The 19486-nt window shown below is 61.6% G+C and carries 20 protein-coding genes; 5 read left to right on the forward strand and 15 right to left on the reverse strand.

Going from position 1 to position 19486, the window contains the following annotated elements; translation table 11 throughout:
- Positions 1-54: 54 nt before the first annotated feature.
- A complete protein-coding gene (locus MUN73_RS09675) occupies positions 55-2175 on the reverse strand; it encodes a hypothetical protein (RefSeq protein WP_250140256.1) in 2121 nt (706 codons plus the stop codon).
- Positions 2172-2699 (reverse strand): hypothetical protein, encoded by a 528-nt coding sequence (locus tag MUN73_RS09680; protein WP_250140257.1) that lies wholly within the window; start codon positions 2697-2699, stop codon positions 2172-2174. The genes MUN73_RS09675 and MUN73_RS09680 overlap by 4 nt, the downstream gene beginning before the upstream one ends.
- Before the next feature lie 777 nt (positions 2700-3476).
- On the opposite strand from MUN73_RS09680, the gene MUN73_RS09685 reads away from it, so the two are divergent.
- On the forward strand, positions 3477-4106 hold the full coding sequence (locus tag MUN73_RS09685; RefSeq protein ID WP_250140258.1) for a metalloprotease family protein: 630 nt from the start codon (positions 3477-3479) through the stop codon (positions 4104-4106).
- Between the two features lie 352 nt (positions 4107-4458).
- Here MUN73_RS09685 and MUN73_RS09690 read toward each other — a convergent pair whose 3' ends face one another.
- The 3 genes from MUN73_RS09690 to MUN73_RS09700 form a co-directional block, all read right to left on the reverse strand.
- Positions 4459-5421: a tyrosine-type recombinase/integrase gene (locus MUN73_RS09690; RefSeq protein ID WP_250140259.1), complete on the reverse strand. Its 963-nt coding sequence runs from the start codon at positions 5419-5421 to the stop codon at positions 4459-4461.
- Positions 5418-5918 (reverse strand): hypothetical protein, encoded by a 501-nt coding sequence (locus MUN73_RS09695; protein WP_250140260.1) that lies wholly within the window; start codon positions 5916-5918, stop codon positions 5418-5420. The genes MUN73_RS09690 and MUN73_RS09695 overlap by 4 nt, the downstream gene beginning before the upstream one ends.
- Positions 5919-6102: 184 nt before the next feature.
- Entirely contained in the window at positions 6103-6312 is a 210-nt protein-coding gene (locus MUN73_RS09700) for a hypothetical protein (protein WP_250140261.1), read from the reverse strand.
- 266 nt (positions 6313-6578) lie between these two features.
- On the opposite strand from MUN73_RS09700, the gene MUN73_RS09705 reads away from it, so the two are divergent.
- Together MUN73_RS09705 and MUN73_RS09710 are read left to right on the forward strand one after the other, a co-directional pair.
- Positions 6579-7319: a glycosyltransferase gene (locus MUN73_RS09705; RefSeq protein ID WP_250140262.1), complete on the forward strand. Its 741-nt coding sequence runs from the start codon at positions 6579-6581 to the stop codon at positions 7317-7319.
- Positions 7320-7390: 71 nt separating this feature from the next.
- Positions 7391-7816: a pyridoxamine 5'-phosphate oxidase family protein gene (locus tag MUN73_RS09710; RefSeq protein ID WP_250140263.1), complete on the forward strand. Its 426-nt coding sequence runs from the start codon at positions 7391-7393 to the stop codon at positions 7814-7816.
- 59 nt (positions 7817-7875) lie between these two features.
- Here MUN73_RS09710 and MUN73_RS09715 read toward each other — a convergent pair whose 3' ends face one another.
- The 3 genes from MUN73_RS09715 to MUN73_RS09725 all read right to left on the reverse strand — a co-directional run bounded on the left by MUN73_RS09715 (position 7876) and on the right by MUN73_RS09725 (position 10995).
- Positions 7876-8970, reverse strand: a complete 1095-nt coding sequence (locus MUN73_RS09715) for an NAD(P)/FAD-dependent oxidoreductase (protein ID WP_250140264.1) — start codon at positions 8968-8970, stop codon at positions 7876-7878.
- A gap of 121 nt (positions 8971-9091) precedes the next feature.
- The gene (locus tag MUN73_RS09720) at positions 9092-10138 is read right to left on the reverse strand and encodes a deoxyhypusine synthase (RefSeq protein ID WP_250140265.1); all 1047 of its coding nucleotides are present in this window, start codon (positions 10136-10138) and stop codon (positions 9092-9094) included.
- 89 nt (positions 10139-10227) lie between these two features.
- Positions 10228-10995, reverse strand: coding sequence for a Nif3-like dinuclear metal center hexameric protein (locus MUN73_RS09725; RefSeq protein ID WP_250140266.1), 768 nt, complete (start codon positions 10993-10995; stop codon positions 10228-10230).
- 123 nt (positions 10996-11118) lie between these two features.
- Between MUN73_RS09725 and MUN73_RS09730 the strand changes: the two genes are divergently transcribed.
- Positions 11119-12024 carry an acetamidase/formamidase family protein gene (locus MUN73_RS09730; protein WP_250140267.1) on the forward strand — a complete coding sequence of 302 codons (906 nt, stop codon included), beginning with the start codon at positions 11119-11121 and terminating at the stop codon, positions 12022-12024.
- A 92-nt stretch (positions 12025-12116) separates the two neighbouring features.
- On the opposite strand, the gene MUN73_RS09735 is transcribed toward MUN73_RS09730, so the two are convergent.
- The 4 genes from MUN73_RS09735 to MUN73_RS09750 all read right to left on the reverse strand — a co-directional run bounded on the left by MUN73_RS09735 (position 12117) and on the right by MUN73_RS09750 (position 15106).
- Complete coding sequence (locus MUN73_RS09735; RefSeq protein ID WP_250140268.1) at positions 12117-12464, reverse strand: DUF7344 domain-containing protein; 348 nt, start codon at positions 12462-12464, stop codon at positions 12117-12119.
- A gap of 138 nt (positions 12465-12602) precedes the next feature.
- On the reverse strand, positions 12603-13463 hold the full coding sequence (speB, locus tag MUN73_RS09740; RefSeq protein WP_250140269.1) for an agmatinase: 861 nt from the start codon (positions 13461-13463) through the stop codon (positions 12603-12605).
- Positions 13463-13837, reverse strand: a complete 375-nt coding sequence (locus MUN73_RS09745; RefSeq protein WP_250140270.1) for a translation initiation factor IF-5A — start codon at positions 13835-13837, stop codon at positions 13463-13465. Before MUN73_RS09745 ends, speB begins: the two co-directional genes overlap by 1 nt.
- 195 nt (positions 13838-14032) lie before the next feature.
- Positions 14033-15106 (reverse strand): enolase-like domain-containing protein, encoded by a 1074-nt coding sequence (locus MUN73_RS09750; protein WP_250140271.1) that lies wholly within the window; start codon positions 15104-15106, stop codon positions 14033-14035.
- Positions 15107-15196: 90 nt separating this feature from the next.
- Between MUN73_RS09750 and MUN73_RS09755 the strand changes: the two genes are divergently transcribed.
- Positions 15197-16462 carry a sulfite oxidase gene (locus MUN73_RS09755; RefSeq protein WP_250140272.1) on the forward strand — a complete coding sequence of 422 codons (1266 nt, stop codon included), beginning with the start codon at positions 15197-15199 and terminating at the stop codon, positions 16460-16462.
- A 13-nt stretch (positions 16463-16475) separates the two neighbouring features.
- Here the strand turns inward: MUN73_RS09755 and MUN73_RS09760 are convergent, their stop codons facing one another.
- The 3 genes from MUN73_RS09760 to MUN73_RS09770 form a co-directional block, all read right to left on the reverse strand.
- A complete protein-coding gene (locus tag MUN73_RS09760) occupies positions 16476-18122 on the reverse strand; it encodes an ABC1 kinase family protein (protein ID WP_250140273.1) in 1647 nt (548 codons plus the stop codon).
- 76 nt (positions 18123-18198) lie between these two features.
- Entirely contained in the window at positions 18199-18561 is a 363-nt protein-coding gene (locus MUN73_RS09765; protein ID WP_250140274.1) for an Hsp20/alpha crystallin family protein, read from the reverse strand.
- Between the two features lie 81 nt (positions 18562-18642).
- Positions 18643-19464, reverse strand: coding sequence for an E3 ubiquitin ligase family protein (locus tag MUN73_RS09770; protein ID WP_250140275.1), 822 nt, complete (start codon positions 19462-19464; stop codon positions 18643-18645).
- Positions 19465-19486 lie beyond the last annotated feature (22 nt).

A 19486-nucleotide genomic window follows, 5' to 3' on the forward strand; every position in this document is an offset into this window, starting at 1 on the left:
CAGCAAGGTCTGAAAGTCTGTTAGAAAAAGGGCGTAGTTCTATGAGATGTCGACTCAATCATTATTATGGATTGTTATATGAACTCCAGTAGTTCCTTGCGGCCGGAATTCTCCCTTGTAACAGATTCTTGCACGAGCTACATCATGCCATTGGTTGATCTTGTCTTCGGTCATTTGATTTCGATCTTCCTCTGACAGGGCTTCTTCTCCGGGTTCGATTTCTATCTCTAACGGGGCTTCAGACAGATCAGGTTCAACTATTTGGTCAGGTTTGTCAAACAACAATACGACGACTGGTTCTTCATAACGGATTGATATGACTGGGATCCCTGCATAGGTTCCGCGTTGGTTCTCAAAGATTCGTTCGTCTGGTGGGACAAACGGATCGTACTTAGAGTCGTCTCTAAACACCTGATCTGTAATACCAAGCGAAGTCAGAACGGCTTCCACACCCCTTGAATCGGAATATTCATCGATTCGCTGAATAAGTTGGTCGTTCGAGTTTACCTGTACTGGTTCAAACTCCAATTCCTCAAACACGAGCCTCGAGAACTTCTCAATAATCGGATTTGCATACCGCTGAATCGAGTCCATTATTGGAATCGCATCAACCGATACCAACTTTCGTCTAGGAATTTGCAGGTCGACGAGATGATGGCTTTTATCTCTGATTTCTCCTACTGTAATCAATGACTGCGTAGACATAACATTCCGAAGCGTGCACTCCTCGTCGAATTTTTTCTTAACAGATGCGCGAAATTCGTCTTTCTTCGATTCATCAAGATCCTGATTACGAATTTCCTCTCTCATGTCATCCCGATATTGCTCAGCCGCATCGTCATGTAACTGGACGAGAGTATCGATGAGTATATCGAGGTCGTCAACATCGGCAGTAAGAAACTCCGTAAGAGATTCATCCCTTAATTGGCCGAATCCCTTATTCAGACTCTCGGATTCGTTCGTGACTTGACGTACAGCAGGGATTGGTGTCTCTCGCTCGGATTCCTGATCAGTAACCCAATCAGAATCACTACCCAAACGCAGAAGCTCGGCACAATAGAAGTCCCGAAGCCACGAGTGGACAGACATCGAAGTAACCGCAGCACCCATTTCTTCTTCAAGTGCTTCATCCATATTCCACCGTTCCCAGTATCCAAGTTCACCATCAACTGGACTCCTAATCATCGTGTAGTAGGTCTCAGCAACTTCCTCTATTGAGGAGCGTTCAGATTGAGTTTCAGCAGCAATCTCAGAATACGTCTCCCGTGTCATCCGATCATTCTTGAGAAGCCGGAATGCCCAGGCTGAGATAACAAATGTCATAACCGAGACCTCGGAGCGAACCTTTTCTCCGTACTCGATTTTTAATTCTCTCCATTCGTATTGCCCCCTTGAGTTAGTGTAGTAGCCATCTGGATGAACCATCTCATATGGAAAGAACTCCGTAAACCTCGATGCGAGATGTGAGTAGCTCTCTTCGTCAGAATACTCAACATTCGTTCGAAGCAACTCAATCTTCCTTTCCGTGCTATTGTTGTCGCCATTTGAATGAACCATCTCATATGGGTAGAAGTCCGTAAACCTCGATACAAGATGTGAGTAGCTTTTTTTATCAGAATATTCAACCATCGTTCGAAGCAATTCGATCGCTTGCATGAATGCTTGTTTCCAAACCTCGAACCTATTCTCCAGTTGCTCCTCCGTTTTGCTTGTCTTGAGCTCATCAAGTGGTTGATCAAGTAGGATCGAATACCGACGGACAAAGAATCGTTTCAGGTCGAAGACCATTTCCCCAGACTGCTGTTCCATTACATAGCACCGTTTAAGGTCGGAAAGTAAATTAATGTAGAGAGAATTGAAATCGCGCTGTTTTGCGCCTCTTGCTGCACTTACAATCGCACTGAGAACCTCTCGCCGGTAATCATATGATTCGTCGAGCAACGAATCATACAACGATCGAAATCCATTGCGGAGAGTCCGTTGAATTGTACGATCACTATGTTCGTTGACGGTGTCTGCCAGTTTCTCCCGCTCTGAGAGATAATCTTCAACAATCTCAGAATAGTCGACAAGGTAATCGACGAAGCTGTCCTTCTTATCCTGATTTGCGGCGGACAGACAACGGTCGGTGATATATTCAATAAGAGTCTGTAACTCCGGCTCGTCGCTAGTCATCGTGTTGTTTTCACCATGTTCCGAAGCTGCCTTAGAAACTCCTCTTCTGTACTATCTGGGATCTGCCCCTCATATACGAATATTTCATCATTGCGGGTATATCTCTGACCGAGCTCCGGTAACTGTTTTAATTGTACGCCAGCATCGCCCGCCGTATCAAACAGATTCTCTAGCTGCTTCTCATGGATGTCAGTTACTTTGCCCAGTGTTTCTACTTCTTTTGCGGTAAAGACATGCTCATTCGTGTGTCCAAAGGAGGCCACAGGCCCACGAGGATATCTTTCTCCTACCTGTTCTGAGACGATTTCAAACCATGGAGGATGAGTTGGTTTCTTCAATAATTTTTGCATCTGTACTCTGATTTCGTTCTTCACACGATTGTCGAGCGGCCTGCTTGTCATTTCATTATAAATTGTGAAGTAGATCAGGAGCACTGCGACGATGCTTACTATCAAAAGTATTCCTGCTGTCCCGATGTAATATATCCCGTCATTTTCTTGTGCATGTAATGTAAGCCATCCCATGACTGCGATCACTGAAATTAAAAACACAATCAAGTGTGACGCCCATGTATGTCGAATATTTGTCTCGATAAGCGACGGATTGGAATGTCTATTTGTGAGGTAATCCCAGTAGAAGACTAACACAACAAAGCTGAACCCAGTGATTGTCGCGTGCACTTGCCAAGAGGCTCGGAGTAATCCCGCTCCAGATGTGTGAGTGATACTCCAAAGTGGGATTTGGAACTGGGGATATTGCGTCAGTTGAAATCCGACTAATCCCATAGCTAAGGCGGGTATACTACCGGCAATGGGATGTCTACGGAGAAATGATAATATGACTACCTTCCGATTTTGTTTCCAGACTGAGCGGGTTGACTCCTCGACTGCGACGAGCCGGGATTGCAACCAAATCGAAGACGGACCCAAGAACTGTTTTCGCCAATATTTGAAAATTGCGAGCACTACTAAAAATAAATAAGAGATACTGATTAGAGGCCTGAAAAAAGTTATAGTGAGAATTAAACCACATAATAGGATTATGAACACACCGCTAACAACGAGTGAAGCCCTTTGTCGGGGGGTCCATTCGGGCATGATATATTAAATCCTTTTGAGGGTTGACACATATGTTTTGGCTTTCGTGATGCTGATTAGAGGATAAGGCATCTAATAGTACAGTACGCCAGGTTCACTATTGAGTAATCAAAATCTTCCTCATGGTTTTTCAGCACGCCGGTTGTGTAAGTCGTTAAGATATAGTAGTGTAATTGAAGTGGTATCACTGAGGTGTTTGAGCAAATGGGCGGACCACCAGAAGCACCAAAGGGAAATACTGAACCAGAGGCTCTGCCTCAGAACCATCTGAGTCGTGTGGTCTGGATGCTTTCACTGATTGTGGCCTCTCTTCTCGTCTATACGCCAGGAATAAGACAGAGCATGTTAGCGAGTCCCGTTTCCACCATGTCTGGATTCACTACCTTCGCGACCAGCAACCGGTTTCTATATATTGGTGCAATTATCGCGGTTGTCCCGGTCGCATTCATCAACCTTGTCATCCATGAAGAGGTACACAAAGTCGCATCAAGGATGGCCGGATACCGCTCTGAGGTTAAACTGAAACCGATATGCCATGGACGGGAACCCTATAACTACATCCCGGACGAGTGGATTAACAAGGGTGAGTACCAGCTAATATTGCTTGCCCCTCTGTTCGTCATCAACCTATTTGCAGCATCGCTGGTTATCATGGATATTTCTCCGACAGCCGCTACGCTTGGAAAAGCCTTCTTGGTGGTGAATACAGCGACATCAGGCGATGACATCCAGATGTTCCTTAGAGGGATAACGTATGATATGTCCACAATATATCAGCATAGGATTGAGAAACACTCACTAGTCGTTTACAGATCCGTTACAACGGACAAGTAGATAGGCAACCAGACTCACAATTCCATCGTCTATAAGGGCCAATACCATACTGTTGTGAATGTAGTGTGATTGGTAGTAGAGGAGCAGTCTCTATGCGGATTTTGACGCTGGTTAGTTTGCGGTATCTCTGCAACCCAGAGGATTGGCCTATGTCGAACACGCTTGCTGTGCTGAATAGATTCTCTGTATCTTGCACGCGATTTCTATTAACGGCTGAAGGTTTCAACAGAGTGAATCAGGTTAGTATAAGCCCGAATCCGGTCTGCGAACCCAGGTCGGAATCAGGTTGTAAAAACCGGCGACTATACACTGTATCCTGTTTCCAAGCCAAGGGAGAGAAGAGGGTTGGTGTTTAGATGTGGACGTCCAGCTTCTTGATACAGTCTAAGTATTCTTCTCGTGCTTGTGTCCGGTCAACACGGGTGTAGATATCCATTGTCTCGGTCTTTGAGTCACCACGAATGTACTTTAGGACGTGGTCGCTCATCCCCTGGTTCCGCATCAATGTGGTGAACACGGTTCGGAAGGTGTGAGGTGTGAACTTCTTGTGGAACCTTGTTTCACCTTCTTCCATGACTCCGGCTCGGACCGCGGCATCACGGACGTGCCGACGTAACTGCTCCCGCGTCATTCGTCCTCCTTTCACCGATTCGAAGAGATAGCCTGAGCCCTTGTCCGTCCGTATTAGTTGGTAGAACTCGATAATCTCTCTAAGTTCGTTGTCGATCGGGACGACAGTCTGTTTGCCTCCTTTCCGTTTCCGTAGTCTGATGAATCCTTCATCGAGAAGGAGGTCGTCTTCCCGTATTTCACAGGCTTCACGGGCTCGACACCCGGTTTTTGCGAGTACCGCTGTCACTGTGAAGTTTCGCGGGTCTTCGACAGCGTCAACGATTTTCCTTGCGTTTTCCCAGGTTGCGCAGTCGGGTCGGTTGGGAACATTCTTCGGCACTTCCTCGAGGATGACGGCAGCCGGGTTTCCCGTGATTTCTTCGTATCGTGGTCGTTGGAGAGCCCAGCTGTAGAACGCTGACAGGCTTTCAAGGTAGCGTCGTTTGGTGTTCTGGCTGAGCTCTCGCTGGTTCAACCGGCTCAGATATCTTTCAATGTCTCTGACCTCGACGTCTTCAGGATTGAGATCAGGAAACTCGTCGTGGAAGAATATCTTGGCAGTACGGCTGTACTCGTTGAGTGTTCGCCGTGTTTTTCCCGTGGTTTCCTTGCTTCGAAGCCAGTCATTGATGGCTGTGTGCTGGTTCCGGTAGACTTTCTCTTCCCAGCTATCAGCCTCGAAGAGATATTCAGAACTGCTCATCGCCGATCACCGCCGTTGTTCCGGAGTGTTTTCCAGCCGCTACCTCGCCGGTACTCAACTTTGCCTTGGTTCGCTGACCGGTAGAGCTCTGATTTCAGTTCGTTGCGGAGACGTTGCTGAAACTCCTCACTACCTACTAACTCTCTCAAGACTTGATCTAATGGCTTGTACTCCGAAGTGACCAGTTCCTCTAGTGTCCGGGTTTGAATCAGGTTAGAACCAGATTCCGGGTTTGAATGGGTCTGCTTCCGGTTCTCCAACCGGGTCTGGAGTTCGTCGACTTCCTGCTGTAGCTCTTCTACCCGTCGACGATCACCGATTTTCAATCGGCCTTGTTGCCGCATCGCCCGTGATTCCTGAATCAGGTTGTGAAGATACCGGCTGAGCGACAAGCCTTCTTCTTTCGCCTCGGACTTCCACTCTCGCTTCACTTCTTCGACCGCATAGGTTTTGACTACTTCCCGTTCTTCACTTTTGGACAATCGTCGACCAGTCATCGCAATATCGCACCCCAATATGGACATTTGTCTAACAATGCTTTTATCTCTAGTCCTAATAGTGTGGCCTCGGCACTCATAGGGCTCGTCACGATCGGATGCCGAGTCCGACTCGGAGTGGGTGCATCGTCATCGGCCGATCGGCCATACGGCCGACGGTCAAAAGACGGTTTGGATCGGCAGGTCAGGACTGCGTCTCACGATCGGCAGTCGAACCGGGGAACCCGGCGTTGAACTCGTCGACGAGGTTCTGGAGGCGGTGGGAACTCCGCGTGAACGTCCGTGGCGCTCGATCGGTCGGGGTCCGGACGATCGGTTCGGGAGGGGTCCGGGCGGGCGATCGGTTCGTGGGTCGGTCCGGCGTCGGGTCGGGCTGGGTGTGTCGTGTGTGCATGTCGGTCGGGTGGTGATGGGGTCGTCGCGAAACGATGCGCTACGCGGAAAACGAATTCAGGCGCCTACGTGTACGACCGACATCTGTACCCATCGCTACAGGCCACACATGCATAAAAGTTCGTGATAGATCAACTATGGCCGCACCGAGGTGTGAAAACAACCCGCACGCGTTCCGGTCGGGCTGCTGATCCGGACGGGGTCCAGCGCTCGACCAGCGGTAGCGTCACCGAGTACTTAAGCCGCCGCCGGGAGATAGCCCGGGCGATGGCAGAGGGAGTCGAGACGGACGCGCCGGTCGCGAGTTTCGTCGTGCCCGCGAAGAACGAGGCGGACTGGCTCCGGGGGACGCTCGCGAGCATCGCGGGACTCGACACGGACTACGAGTACGAGGTAATCGTCGTCGACGGCGACTCCCGGGACGAGACCCCGGAGATCGCCCGCGAGTACGGCGCGGCCGTGCTCACCGACGGCGGAACGAGCGTCGCGGTCGCCAGGAACCTCGGGGCCGCGCACGCCTCGGGAGCGTGGCTCGCGTTCGTCGACGCCGACACGCGAGTCCGGGCGAACTACCTGACTGCGATGCTCGGATTCGTCGAGGCCACCGATCTCGCCGCCGCGAGTTCCCGCTGCCGGATGACCGGGCCCGGGCGCGCAAAGTTCGTGGAGGCGACGATCAACCACGTCTTCCCGCGATTCGATCGGCCGATTTTTCCCGGGTTCAATTTCTTCGTCGATCGGACGAGTTTCGAGCGGGCTGGCGGGTTTCCGACGGTTCCGAACGAGGACACCGCGTTCAGCCGACGACTCGGTCGTCGCGTGCCGACGGGATACTGCCCCGACGTCCTCGTCGAGAGATCGGGCAGGCGGATCGCAGACCTGGGCCTGACCGGAACGCTCTGGCACTACGTCCGCCTCGACGTCGAACGGATCCGATCGTCGCTGGAGCGATCGGCCGCGATCGACGGGGGCCCGATCGACGACGGCGCAGTCGAGTCCGATCGGTAACGTGGCGACGCGCCGGAATCACGAGGCACGTCCGGCAAGCAGGGCCCGTTCGCGACGGGTCCGGCACCAGCATGGCGATCGCTTTTGACGGTCGAGGCCGCCTACCGATCGTGACAGATGTCCCGGCGGAAGCGGAGCGATTGCTCGAGAGCGAGCCGGTGATGGCCCACCTCGGGACCTGCGTCGAGGGGCGGCCCCACGTCGCGCCGGTGTGGTACCGGTACGCGGACGACGCCGTCGAGATCGTGACCACGGGTCGGAAGCTGGCGAATATCCGCGAGAATCCCCGCGTCGCGCTCTCGGTGCAGGCCGACGAGGCGGGCGAGACCAAGTGGACGGTGACGCTGCTCGGCACGGCGACGATCGTTGACGACGAGAAAGAGACGGAACGAGCCCGCGAACGGATCAACGAGAAGTACGGCGCGGAGCCGGAGGCTTACGCCGAGAACGAACTCGTGCGGATCGACGTGGGATCGACGAGCTACCGGACCTACTGAGCGGAGTCCACCGGACCGGCCGAACGGGACGGTGTGCGTCCGAGAAGGCCTGGCCCCGATCAGTCCCGCCCGGGCGACGGCTCGCGGAGCCCCGGATGCGTCCGCATCTCTCGCACCCGGCGCATCTGCGCCCGCAGGTCGGGCGGACTCCCGGGGACCTGCGTTTCGACGGCCTCCGCCGCGGCGGCCTCGTCCTCGATCGCCGCGACCGGCTTCGGGAACGGGCGCAGGTCCTTGTGGATCGCGAGGCCGGCGGCCGCGTCGTCGCCGATCGCGATCGTGGTCTGGTTCTGGCCGTGTGTGACGTCGCCGACGGCGTAGATCCCGTCGACGCTGGTCTGCCGGTCGGCGTCGACGTCGATCGCGCCGTCCGCGCCCAGTTCACAGCCCAGGTCCGCGGCGAGATCGGCATTGTAGGAGGTACCGTACATCGCGAACCCCCCGACGTAGCCCCGCTCGGTACCGTCCTCGAACGAGAGGCCGCCGAGCCACGGCGGTTCGTCCGGGTCGAGGCTCTCGTCCTCGAAAGCGGAGGCGACGGCCGTGTCGATCCGATCGATCGGGTGGGCATCGAGCTGAGCCTCGGTTTCCGCGTCCCACTCCGGATCGCGCCCGTCCAGCAGCAGGTCGACGTCGGTGGTGAAGTTGAGCATCGTCATGGCGACGTGGGCCGCGTGCTCGGTGTGACCGAGCACGAAGACGGAGCCGTCGGCGAGCGTGTAGGCGTCGCAGTGGAGACAGTAGTGGAGTCCGCGCCCCGTAAACCGCTCTATATCCGGCACGTCGGGACGCCGATCGCGAAAGCCGGTCGCGAACACTACCCGTTCCGCGTCGACGGTCGCATGCGCCGCCTCGACGCGAAACCGGGGCTCGTCGTCGCGTTCGTCGCGACGGGTCACTGCGTCGACGGCGTCGGGATAGAAGTCGCCGCCGTAGTGTTCGACCTGATCGATCGCGTGCGTCGCCAGTTCGCGTCCCGAGACGTTCTCGGAGACGCCGAGCAGGTTGTGGACGTGGGAGGCCCTCGCGTGACGGCCCCCTTCCTTCTCGAAGACGGCCGTCCGGTGGCCGAGGCGGGTCGTGTACAGCGCCGTCGTCATGCCGGCCGGGCCACCGCCGACGACCGCGACGTCGTATGCAGGCACAGTGGTCATCGCACCCGCACTCGGACGGCTGTCGGGTTGAGTCTGTACCGTGAATATGCGGCCGCGACCGATCGAGTCGCTCGCGCCCCACGCGAGGCGTCGGCTACTCGCACCCGCCGCAACGTGGCGGCTATTCCTCGAGGCGTTCCCGTGCGGCGGCGACCACGAGCGGGAGCGTAATCGTCGCGTCGGCGTAGACCGAGACGTTCTCGGCGTCCTTCTCGAGTTTGCCCCACGATCGGGCCTCGTCGAGCGTGGCACCGGAGAGCCCGCCGGTCTGTTTGGGATCCATCGTCAACTGGACGCCGTAGTCGTACGCGCCGGGGGTGACGAGCATCGTCTGCAGGGTGAAGTTCTTGGGGACGCCGCCGCCGACGAGGAAGGCCCCGGCCTTCTCCGCCTCGAAGGCGCGATCGGTGAGGGCGGTCATGTCCGCGAGCGCGTCGAGCGAGAAGTCGGAGGTCTGGGAGTACATCCAGGCCTGCAGGCCGAGCACGGAGTCCTGGACCGCAGGACAGTAGATCGGCACGTCGTTCTCGGAGGCCGCGGCCGCGATGCCGGGGGCCTCGTCGACGTCGTCGCGCTCGTTGACCGCGGCGTTGGCACGGCCGAGTTCGCGGGTGAGCCGTTCGATCGAGACTGGGCCGTCCGCTTCGGCTTCGGCCTCGAGCACCGGGAAAACCTCCTCGCGCAGGTGCGACTCGAACGTCGCGAAGTACTCCTGTGGCAGGTAGACGTTGTAGATCCGATCGACGCCCTCGTCACGGAGCGTCTCGTCGTGTTCGCGCTCCGTCTTGCCCTCGGCGTGGGCGCACCCGTGGTGGTGCTTGCCGCCGATCGCCTCGATGGCGTCGTGGGTGAGGTTCGCCCCCGTCGTCACCAGGACGTCGATGTAGCCGTCGCGAATCAGGTCGGCGACGATCCGGCGCATCCCGCTCGGAACCATCGCGCCCGCGAGCGAGAAGAAGACAGTCACGTCGTCGTCGAACATGGCTTCGGCCACGTTCACCGCCTCGTGGAGCGACGACGCGCCGATGCCCGCCTCGCCGTACTCGTCGGCCAGTTCGCCGACGGTCATTCCGGCCCGGGCCTCGGCGTGGCCGATCGGATCGTGGCTAAACGTCTCCCGATCGGGGTCGTGGTGCGCGTCGTGCTCGTCGCTGTCCTCGTCCGTCATGTCCCAGCGTCGGAGACCCAGCGATTTGAACGCCGCGGTTCCGCGAGGGCGGCGGCGTCGATCAGCGGGCCGTCCCCGGCAGCGGGCCGTTAGAGCCCGGTCGGCACCTCGAGGTAGGTCGTCTCGAGCCCCCACTCGTCGGCGAGTCCCTGCAGGGCGCGGACGCCGAAGGTCTCGGTCGCGTAGTGGCCCGCGAGGAAGACGTGAATCCCCGCCTCGCGAGCCTCGTGGTACGCTTTCTGTTTCCCTTCGCCGGTCACCAGCGCGTCCGCGTCGGCCGCGACGGCCTCGTCGAGCCAGTCCGTCCCGCTCCCGGTGACGATCGCGACCTCGTCGATCTCCTCGGGGCCGAACTCGAGCACCTGGACGGGCTGGCCGCCGGTCTCGAGGTCGTTCTCGAGCCGATCGCGCAGTTCGTCCGGCGCGAACGACTCGGGTGCGACGCCGCGCTGGCCGACGTACTCGGGACCGAGTTCGCCGAACGGGGCCCGGTTCTCGAGGCCGAGACAGTCGGCCACGCCCGCCGCGTTCCCGAGTTCCGGATGGCCGTCCAGCGGCAGGTGCGAGACGTACAGCGCGAGGTCGTGCTCGATCAGGGGGGCGATCCGATCGTACGTGCGGCCGGTCACGCGATCGAACCCGCCCCAGGAGAGTCCGTGGTGAGTGACCAGGGCGTCGGCCCCGGCGTCGATCGCCCGATCGGTCGTCTCGCGAACGCCGTCGACCGCGAACGCGACGTGATCGACGGATCCCTCGTCGGGGCCGACCTGCAACCCGTTCGCGCTCGCGTCGAGATCGGCGTAGTCGTCGGTCCGTAACTCCTCGTCGAGTCGATCGGCGAACTCCGAGAGGTCCATGCCCCCGGTTTCGGACGCGATCGGCTTGTACCCTAGCGACTCCGATCGCGTGCCTGCCGCGTGCCTGCTGGTCGCGACCTCAGCCGGCGGGGCGTTTACGGTACTCCCCGGCGACGGATAACTATGGCACGCCAGACCGTCTCCCACGAGGACGGCGCGATCTACGAGTTTACCCCGGATCTCGAGGCGATCACGACGATAGACCCGGGAACGGATCTGACGATCGAGACGCGGGACAGCCTGGACGGCGCAGTACAGGACGAGTCGGACGTGATCGAGTCGGTCCCCGAGGAGGTCAACGCCGCGACCGGGCCGATCGCGATCGAGGGTGCGACGCCGGGCGACGTCCTCCGGGTCGAAATCGAGGAGATCCGACTCGCAGAAGCCCAGGGCCGGGTAATCACCATCGACGGCTTCGGCCTGCTCGATCGGCACGAGGACATCGACGCACCCCGCACGCGGATGACGCCGGTCGAGGACGGGACGATCGCGTTCGCCGACCTCGAGGTACCCGTCGACCCCGTCATCGGCACGATCGGCGTCGCTCCCGACTCGGAGTCGTACACGACGCTGGTCCCCCACGACCACGGCGGCAACCTGGACACGACGGACGTGACCGCTGGAAACGTGATCTACTTCCCCGTCTTCCAGGACGGCGCGATGCTGGCCATGGGCGACTGCAAGGCCGCGATGGCGGACGGCGAGATGTGTGGCACGGGGTCGGAGATCGCCACGGAGATCGACGCGACGGTCGAGGTGATCGACGCGCCCGCGATCGATCTCGAACGCCCGCTCGTCGAGACCCCCGACTCGTGGAAGACGATCGCGAGCGCGGAGACGCTCCAGGCGGCCTGCGAACTCGCGAACCGGGACGCGATCGACCTGCTCCGGGCCGAGCACGGGTTCGACGCCACCGACGCCTACATGGCCTCGAGTCTCGTCGGCGGCCTCGAGATCAGCCAGGTGGTCGACCCGCTCGTGACGGTGCGCAACGCGGTGCCGAAGGCGTACCTCTCCGACCCGTTCTGAGACGATTTACTGTACGTCAGTTCCGGCGCAACCGCCGCCCGGATCGCGGTTGCGCCGGTACATCGGTACAGCAATCCGTATGAGACGGTCGCTCAGTCGGATTCGACGAGCGGTTCGAACGCACCCTCGGTCGGGACCAGTTCCGCGATCGGCGTCGTCAAGACGACCTCGTTCGACGCCGGTCGATAGTCGACGACGTCGTGGTCGTCCAGTCGCGGGAGGTGGTGGTGGACGAGCGAAACCGCGATCCGCGATCGATCGCCCGGGCCGCCGTCGGCGGACGGTTCCGTCCGCTCCCGAGCGGCGAGTTCGTCGACGAGTTCCTCGACGGTTGCCCGTTTCCCCGGGTCCAGGTACGAGAGCACGCGCTGGCGATCGGGATCGGCGAGAAGTGCGGAGACCGTCGCTGACTCGAGTGCGGTTGGCTCGGGACGGGTCATGTGATACCGATTCGGGCACGTTCCCACCAAGTTCTTGAGCCAAACCAGTTGGGTGCCCGACCGAGTCGTGGCCACCGCGGTCCCGATCGCTCCGCGGAGAGTCCCCCGCGAGATCGAACCGAGACGCGCACCGCGGCGCTACGATCGATCGGCGGCCTTCAAGAAGACGAACTCCCGCAGGAGTTTCCCCGCGAGTGCGGCGGCCTGGCCGTCGTCCCGATCGTTGACTTCTACGACGTCGAACCCGGTCGCGTGCGGGGCGACCTGGCGAACGGCGTTGCGCATCTCGCGCGGTTCGAGGCCGAACGGCTCCATCGTCCCGGTTCCCGGCGCGTACGCGGGGTCGGCCGCGTCGATGTCGACGCTCAGGTAGACGTCCCGATCGGCCAGCGAGTCGGGCGCGGTCCACGCCGCGACGTCTTCGGGCGCGACGACGGTCACGTCGGCCTCGGTCGCGCGATCCCACTCGGCCTCGCTGCCCGTTCGCGCGCCGAGGACGACCAGCTCCTCGACCGAGTCCGTGTCGTCGAGGATCCGGCGCATCACGCTGGCGTGGCTGAGCGGGTTCCCGTCGTAGGCGTCGCGCAGGTCGAGGTGGGCGTCGAGCGAGACGACGACCTCGGGTTCGACCGCGCGTGCGCCGGCCAGCGAGACGGTGTGTTCTCCGCCGAGCGTCAGGGGGACGGCGTCGTCCCGGACGACGTCGCGCAGGGTCCCAGTCAGCCACTCGAGGTACTCGTCGACGTCGTCCCACGCGCGAACGTCGCCGCGATCGGCGACGCCGCAGTCGGAAAAGTACTGGTCGGTTCGACGATCGTAATCGTCGAAGGTCTCCGCAAACGTCCGGATGCGCCGGGGCCCGAAGCGGGTGCCCGGCTGAAAGGTCGTCGAGGCGTCCAGGGGCGCACCGACGACCACGAAGTTCGCGTCCTCCGAATCGGCCGCGCGGCCGGTGTCGTCGGACCCGTCCGTCCGGTAGTCGGTCGCCCCGGGAAACATCAGACGATCTTTCGCTGGTCGTCCATCTCGAGGTACTCGATGTTGTCGTCAGGCGAGACGTCCTGGTCCTCGGGGACCCGCATCGTGATCGTCTCGTAGGTCTCGAGGTCCATGACCTGCATGTCCGAGCCGTCGACGGAGACGACCTGTCCCTGTTTGCGCTCGATGATCGGGACCCAGATCTTCGCGTCGACCGGCTGGGAGAGCGATCGCTTCTTGCCGTCGAAGACGCCCTCTGCCTCGACGCGGGCCTTGGCGCTGCCGTGTTTGCCCGGCTTCGCCGTCGAGTACGAGTTGATCTTGCACGCGGCGTCGTCGATCATGACGTAGCTCCCTTCCTGGAGGTCGCGAACTTCTTGCTGCTGTTTCGCCATGTCCCGGGGTAATCAACCGACGCTCATAAACCGTTTGGAACACCGCCGGACGTGTCACGTCGGCAGACAGCGGGACGGCCGGCCGAGCGACCGTTCGCGATCGATCGGCGACTCGCAACTGCGATATCATTGCCGATCGATTCTCGCGCCCGTCGGGACGATCGACTGACGTGTTACCCGGCGGATTCGATCGGTTCACCACCGGAATCCGCGCGCCTCAGCCGGCGGTTCGAGCGGACTCGCCGGCAACTCGGCCGCGAGGTCGGGATCGTTGTAGATGCCGGGGGCGACGTCGTTCGGCCCGTCGGGGTAGCACAGCGACGCGAGCAACTGGACGTGGCCGCGGCCGACGCCGAGTTCGAACTGGCCGCCGCCGTACAGCCGGATCCCGCGCTCGTCGCAGTAGCGAATCGTCTCGAACAGCGACTCGATCGAGCCGAACCGCGACGGTTTGACGTTCAGCCAGTCGGGCTCCCACGGGAGCGCTTCGACGTCCGCGACGCCGTGGATCGGCGCGTCCCACGAGACGCGGGACCGGACGTCGGGGTCGTCGAACAGGGGTTCGGTCTCGTCGGTCAGTGCGGGGTCCTCGATCACGGCGTCCGGGAACGCCTCGAGGACGAGCGAATACAGGTCGGGATCCGCGGGCACGTCCACGTCGGTGCCCTCGTACTGGCCTTTGAGATCGAGGATCCGGACGGCATCCCGGCCGACGGATTCGTCGATCCCGTCGACGAGGGCCGCGTCCCACTCCGGGGTCGGATCGAGTTTGAACTCGATGTCGGGCACCCGATCGCGCAGGTCGGCGAGCCGATCGGTCGTCGGCGGATCGCCGAGTCGCGTGCTGGCCACGAACCGGACCGAGTCGCGCGATCGATCGAGGGCGCTCGCGAGGTCCGTCCCGGCCTGTCGCAGGGCGAGATCCAGCGCGGCGCTCTCGATCCCCCAGCGCCGGTAGTTCCGGAAGACGTTCCGACCGGGAGCGCCCCCGAGAAACAGGTCGCGCTCCGCGAGCGCGTCCGAGAACGAGTCGATCGTGTACTCGCCGGTCAGGTCGGGGAGGCCGCTATCGGCCAGCGCGTCGTGGTCGTCCGTCTCGTACGTGACGTCTTCGCCGATCCCGACGACCGACTCCCCGTCGGGGCCGGGACCTGACAGCGAGATTTCGGTTGTCACGCGCGTGAAGTCGCTCGAGGTGTCGCGCTCGAGGCGATCGGTCGAGACGGAATCGATCGTCACCGGGAGATCGGCGAGTCGGTCGTACTCCATGGACGACACCTCGGACGCCAGCGAAAAGAACATTGGAGTCGACGAACGTGAGGACCAGTTATTTCGTCGTGGCTGTGGGCCGTGTTAGACATGGCCACAGAAAGTCCACGGGAGGGGCGTCACGAGGAGATCGAGGCGATCGTCGACCGAAAGGCGGGCGGCGTCTCGGAGACGCGGGACGAGGCCGACAAGTACACTGTCGTTGGGGCCGCCGATCGGCGCACGTACGCGAACTGGTTGACGCCGATCGAGGAACACTTCGTCTGCCACCGGAACGACATCCCGGACGCCGACGCGGACGACTGGACCGTCGCGCTCACCGGGCACGTCGAGGGTGATCTTCCGCTGAGCGAGATCGAGGAGTCGTACCCGACGGTGGCGGTCGCGCACACGATGGAGTGTGCCGGCAACGGTCGCGGCCAGCACCGACCCGAGACGGGGAGCGTCCAGTGGGGGTTCGAAGCGGCCGCCACGGCCTTCTGGACCGGCACCCCGGTCAGTTCGATCCTCCGCGAGCACGGCGTGGACTCGGCGGACGGGCGGTGGCTCACCGCGATCGGCGGCGATCCGGCGGACGGCGACGACGTGTTCGCGCGATCGATCCCGCTCTCGAAGGCGCTCGACGACTGCATCCTGGCCTACGAGATGAACGGCGAGGCGCTGCCGCGCGAGCACGGCTATCCGGTCCGCCTGATCGTTCCCGGCTGGTACGGCGTGAACAACGTGAAGTGGGTCGAAGAACTCCGGATCATGGACTCGATGGTGGTCCAGGGGTCGCTCGATCGCGACGGCGAACACGCCTACTGGCAACAGACCGCCTACCGAATGCATCCCGAAGGGGTCGAACCAGAGACGAACGAGACCGTCGAGACGGCCGACACGTGGGACCAGCTCGAGGGCGCGGTCGAGCACCCCTACACGTTCGACGCGACCGTGATGTCGGTGATCGGGACGCCGTCCGGGGAGGAACCGGTTCCGGTGGGCGCGGACGAACCGATCGAGGTTCGCGGAGTCGCCTGGGCGGGCGACGAGGGGGTCGATCGCGTCGAGGTGTCGACCGACGGCGGCGACACCTGGGTCGACGCGGACCTGTTCGGTCCCGAGTACGCCGGCGCGTGGCGGCTGTTCCGGTACGACTGGGACGCCGACCCGGGCGAGTACCGGATGTACTCCCGCGCGACCGACGACCGGGGGCGGCGACAGCCGGCAACTATCTCCGGGCCGGACGACTGGCGCGACGCCCTCGATGACGAGGCGTTCCCCTGGAACGAGGGCGGGTACGCCGCGAACGCGTACGAGCCGAACGGCGTGGACGTCGCGGTCCGCGAGACGGACGAATCATCGTCTGCGGAGTAGCGGCCCGCCGGCGTTACTCGTTTCCGCGACGCTGACGGAGGTTCTGCCGCGTGAACTGCGGCTTCGCGCCGATCGACTTCGCTCCGCGGAACGATCGGTACAGCAGGAGGACGACGAGCGCGGAGAAGACGGCCGCGACGATCGACGCCTCCGGGGCCTCGAGCGCGTAGAGGACGCCCATCGAGAACAGCGACATCGTCAGCAGCATGCCGTAGATCAGTCGCCTGGCGAGGGTCTCGAAGACGCCCTTCGAGTCCTCGACGCCGATACGGACGTAGAGGTCGTCGCGATCGAGTCGATCGAGCGTGCGCTCGGTCTTCGGCGCGATCCGGGTCAGGGACTCGCCCGATCGGCGGAGTTGTTCGCCCGAGTTCTCGATGTACTGGCGGATGGACTCCTCGCGGTAGCCCTGCTCGGTCAGGTAGTCCGTCGCGGTCGCGATGAAGTCGAAGTTCGAGTCCAGGGTGACACAGACCCCCTCGACGACGGTCGCGACCCGCAGGACGAGCGCGAGATTCTTCGGCAGGCGGAAGGGAAACTCGTAGATCGAGTCCTCGATCTGGCCGACGATCTGCTGGACGCGGTACTGTTCGATGTCCTGGCCGCGGGCGTCGGCGATCGCCAGTTCCATCACCTCCGCCATCACGCCCCGATCGGCCTCCGGACTCAGGGTACCGATCTCGATCAGCGCGTCGAGGATGGCGTCGATGTCCTGGTTGGCGACGGCGATGTAGAAGTCGACGATCTTCTCCTGGACGAACTCGTCGACCCGGCCGGACATCCCGAAGTCGTAGAAGATGATCCGGCCCTCGTCGGTCACCGCGAGATTGCCCGGGTGCGGGTCGGCGTGGAAGACCCCGTCGTCGATGATCATCTGGAGGTACGATCGCTGGAGGTTCTCCGCGACTTCGGTGCGGTCGATCCCCTTGCGATCGAGTTCCGCGACGTCGTTGATCTTCGTTCCCCCAACGTACTCCATCGTGAGCACGCGCGGGCCCGAGTGACTCTCGATCACCCGCGGAATGACGAACCGATCGTCGTCGTCGAAATTCGCCCGAATCTCGGTGAGCATCGTCGCCTCGCGCTCGTAGTCCATCTCCTCGCGGATCGTCTTGGCGAACTCGTCGGCGAGGTTTTCGAGCGAGAAGGCCCGCGAGTCGTCGACGAAGTACATCAGGATCGGGAGCGACCAGCGGACGACTCGCAGGTCGGCCTCCACCAGGTCCTCGATGCCGGGGCGGCGGACTTTGACGGCGACGTCGTGGACCACCTCCTGTTCCGGTCCGTTCTCTCGGACTTCGGCCTGCCCGTCGATTCGGGCCCGGTACACCTGACCGAGACTCGCGCCGCTGATCGCGTCGGTGTCGAACTCGACGAACCGCTCCTCGACGGGACCGAGTTCGTCCTCGAGCACCCGCTTTGCGCCGGCCCACTCCGCGGGCGGCACTTCGTCCTGAAGTGCCGAAAGCACCTCGATGTACTCCGGCGGGAGCACGTCAGGGCGGGTCGACAGCAACTGACCGAGTTTGATGAACGTCGGGCCGAGGGTCAGCAGCGACTCGAGCAACACCTCGGCACGGTGGCGGTGGGTCGCAGAATCGACCCGCCGTCGCCGACCGAACAGCAGGAACCGCCGCCGATCGCGCGCATATGCGAGCAACAGCGGGAGGAAGTGCCAGGCGACGATGACGAAGCGCTTGTAGGCGCGAAGCTGAGCCAGTCTCGGTCACCTCGGATTAGACGTCACCGTCGACGACGTCGATCGTCGTTTCGTCGACGCCCGATCGCTTCGGGAGCGTCAGTTCGAGGACGCCCCGTTCGACCACCGCTTCGGACTCCGACTCCGCCGCGTCGTCGGGCAGTGGTACCTCGAGGTCGAGAAAGAGCGATCGGTTCTCCTCGACGTAGTCGTAGTCGTCGGCGAGGTCTTTCTCCCGGCGAGCCTCGATCGAGATGCGGCCCTCCTCGATCGAGAGGTCGAGCGAGTCGGCGGAGGCCCCGGGCACGTCCAGCACGAGCAAGTAGGCCTCCTCGCTTTCGAGGAGATCGAAGAAGACGTCTTCCGAGAGATCCCGCAACGCATCGCGGAGCGCTGACATGACCGTCAATTGGGTCGCCGATACGAAAAAGGCCGCGGTCGCGGCGGTTCGGACGCGGCCGTTCGCGCGGGCACGAAGCCGTCAGAGCACCCAGGCGATCGCGAGGCCGATCACGGCGACGGCGGCCACGACGGCCCCGCCGCCACGGAGTCCGGCCCGAAGTCCCAGCCGGCGTTCGGTGCTGTCGGAGACGACGAACGGGTAGCCGAACAGCCGATGGCGCAATCGGATCCAGCGACTGTCGGAGAGGACACGCTCGTCGATTCCGACGGCGGCGTTCACCTCGCCCGATCGGCGGGAGACGGTCGTGTCGTACCGCGCCGTGCCGAGGACGAGGATCTCCTCGCCGGGTTCGAGGACGCGCTCTCGAAACCGCCGATCGGTCCCGGTGCGGAGTTCGAACAGGCGCAGGTCCAGCCGCCGGTTCTGGCTGTCGACGTCCTCGGTCCGGTCGATGAACGCCCGGATCGGCTCCGGCGGTGCCCGCCCGCCGTCGACGTCGATCCGGGCGTGTTCCTCGAGTCGGAAGTCCGCTCCCGGCGGTTCGATCAGGACGCTACCCGATCCGTCGTCGAGTCGGAACGGGACGTACCGCTCGCCGGAGGCGATCGTCGTCCACGACCGCCCGTGCTTCGAGTCGCGGGCCTCCTCGACGACGTACTCGGAGGCGAGACAGGAGGTGTCGGTGAACGGCGATCGGACGCGGCCGCCGGCCGGCTTCGCGGTCCCCCGGAGCTGAATCGGGCCGCCGTCCGGCGCGTCGAGCACCGCGTCCGGGCGCGATCGGAGCACGTGCGACGCGAGTCGGAGTTCGCGGACCCCGTACACCAGCGCGAGGAGGGTGCCCGCGGCGACGACCACGAGACCGACGAGCGCGACGGGACTGGGCGACGGCGCGACCATACCCTCACTCTCCCGGACGGTA

Origin of the sequence: Halosolutus amylolyticus (assembly GCF_023566055.1) — an archaeon.
Lineage (GTDB): Archaea > Halobacteriota > Halobacteria > Halobacteriales > Natrialbaceae > Halosolutus > Halosolutus amylolyticus.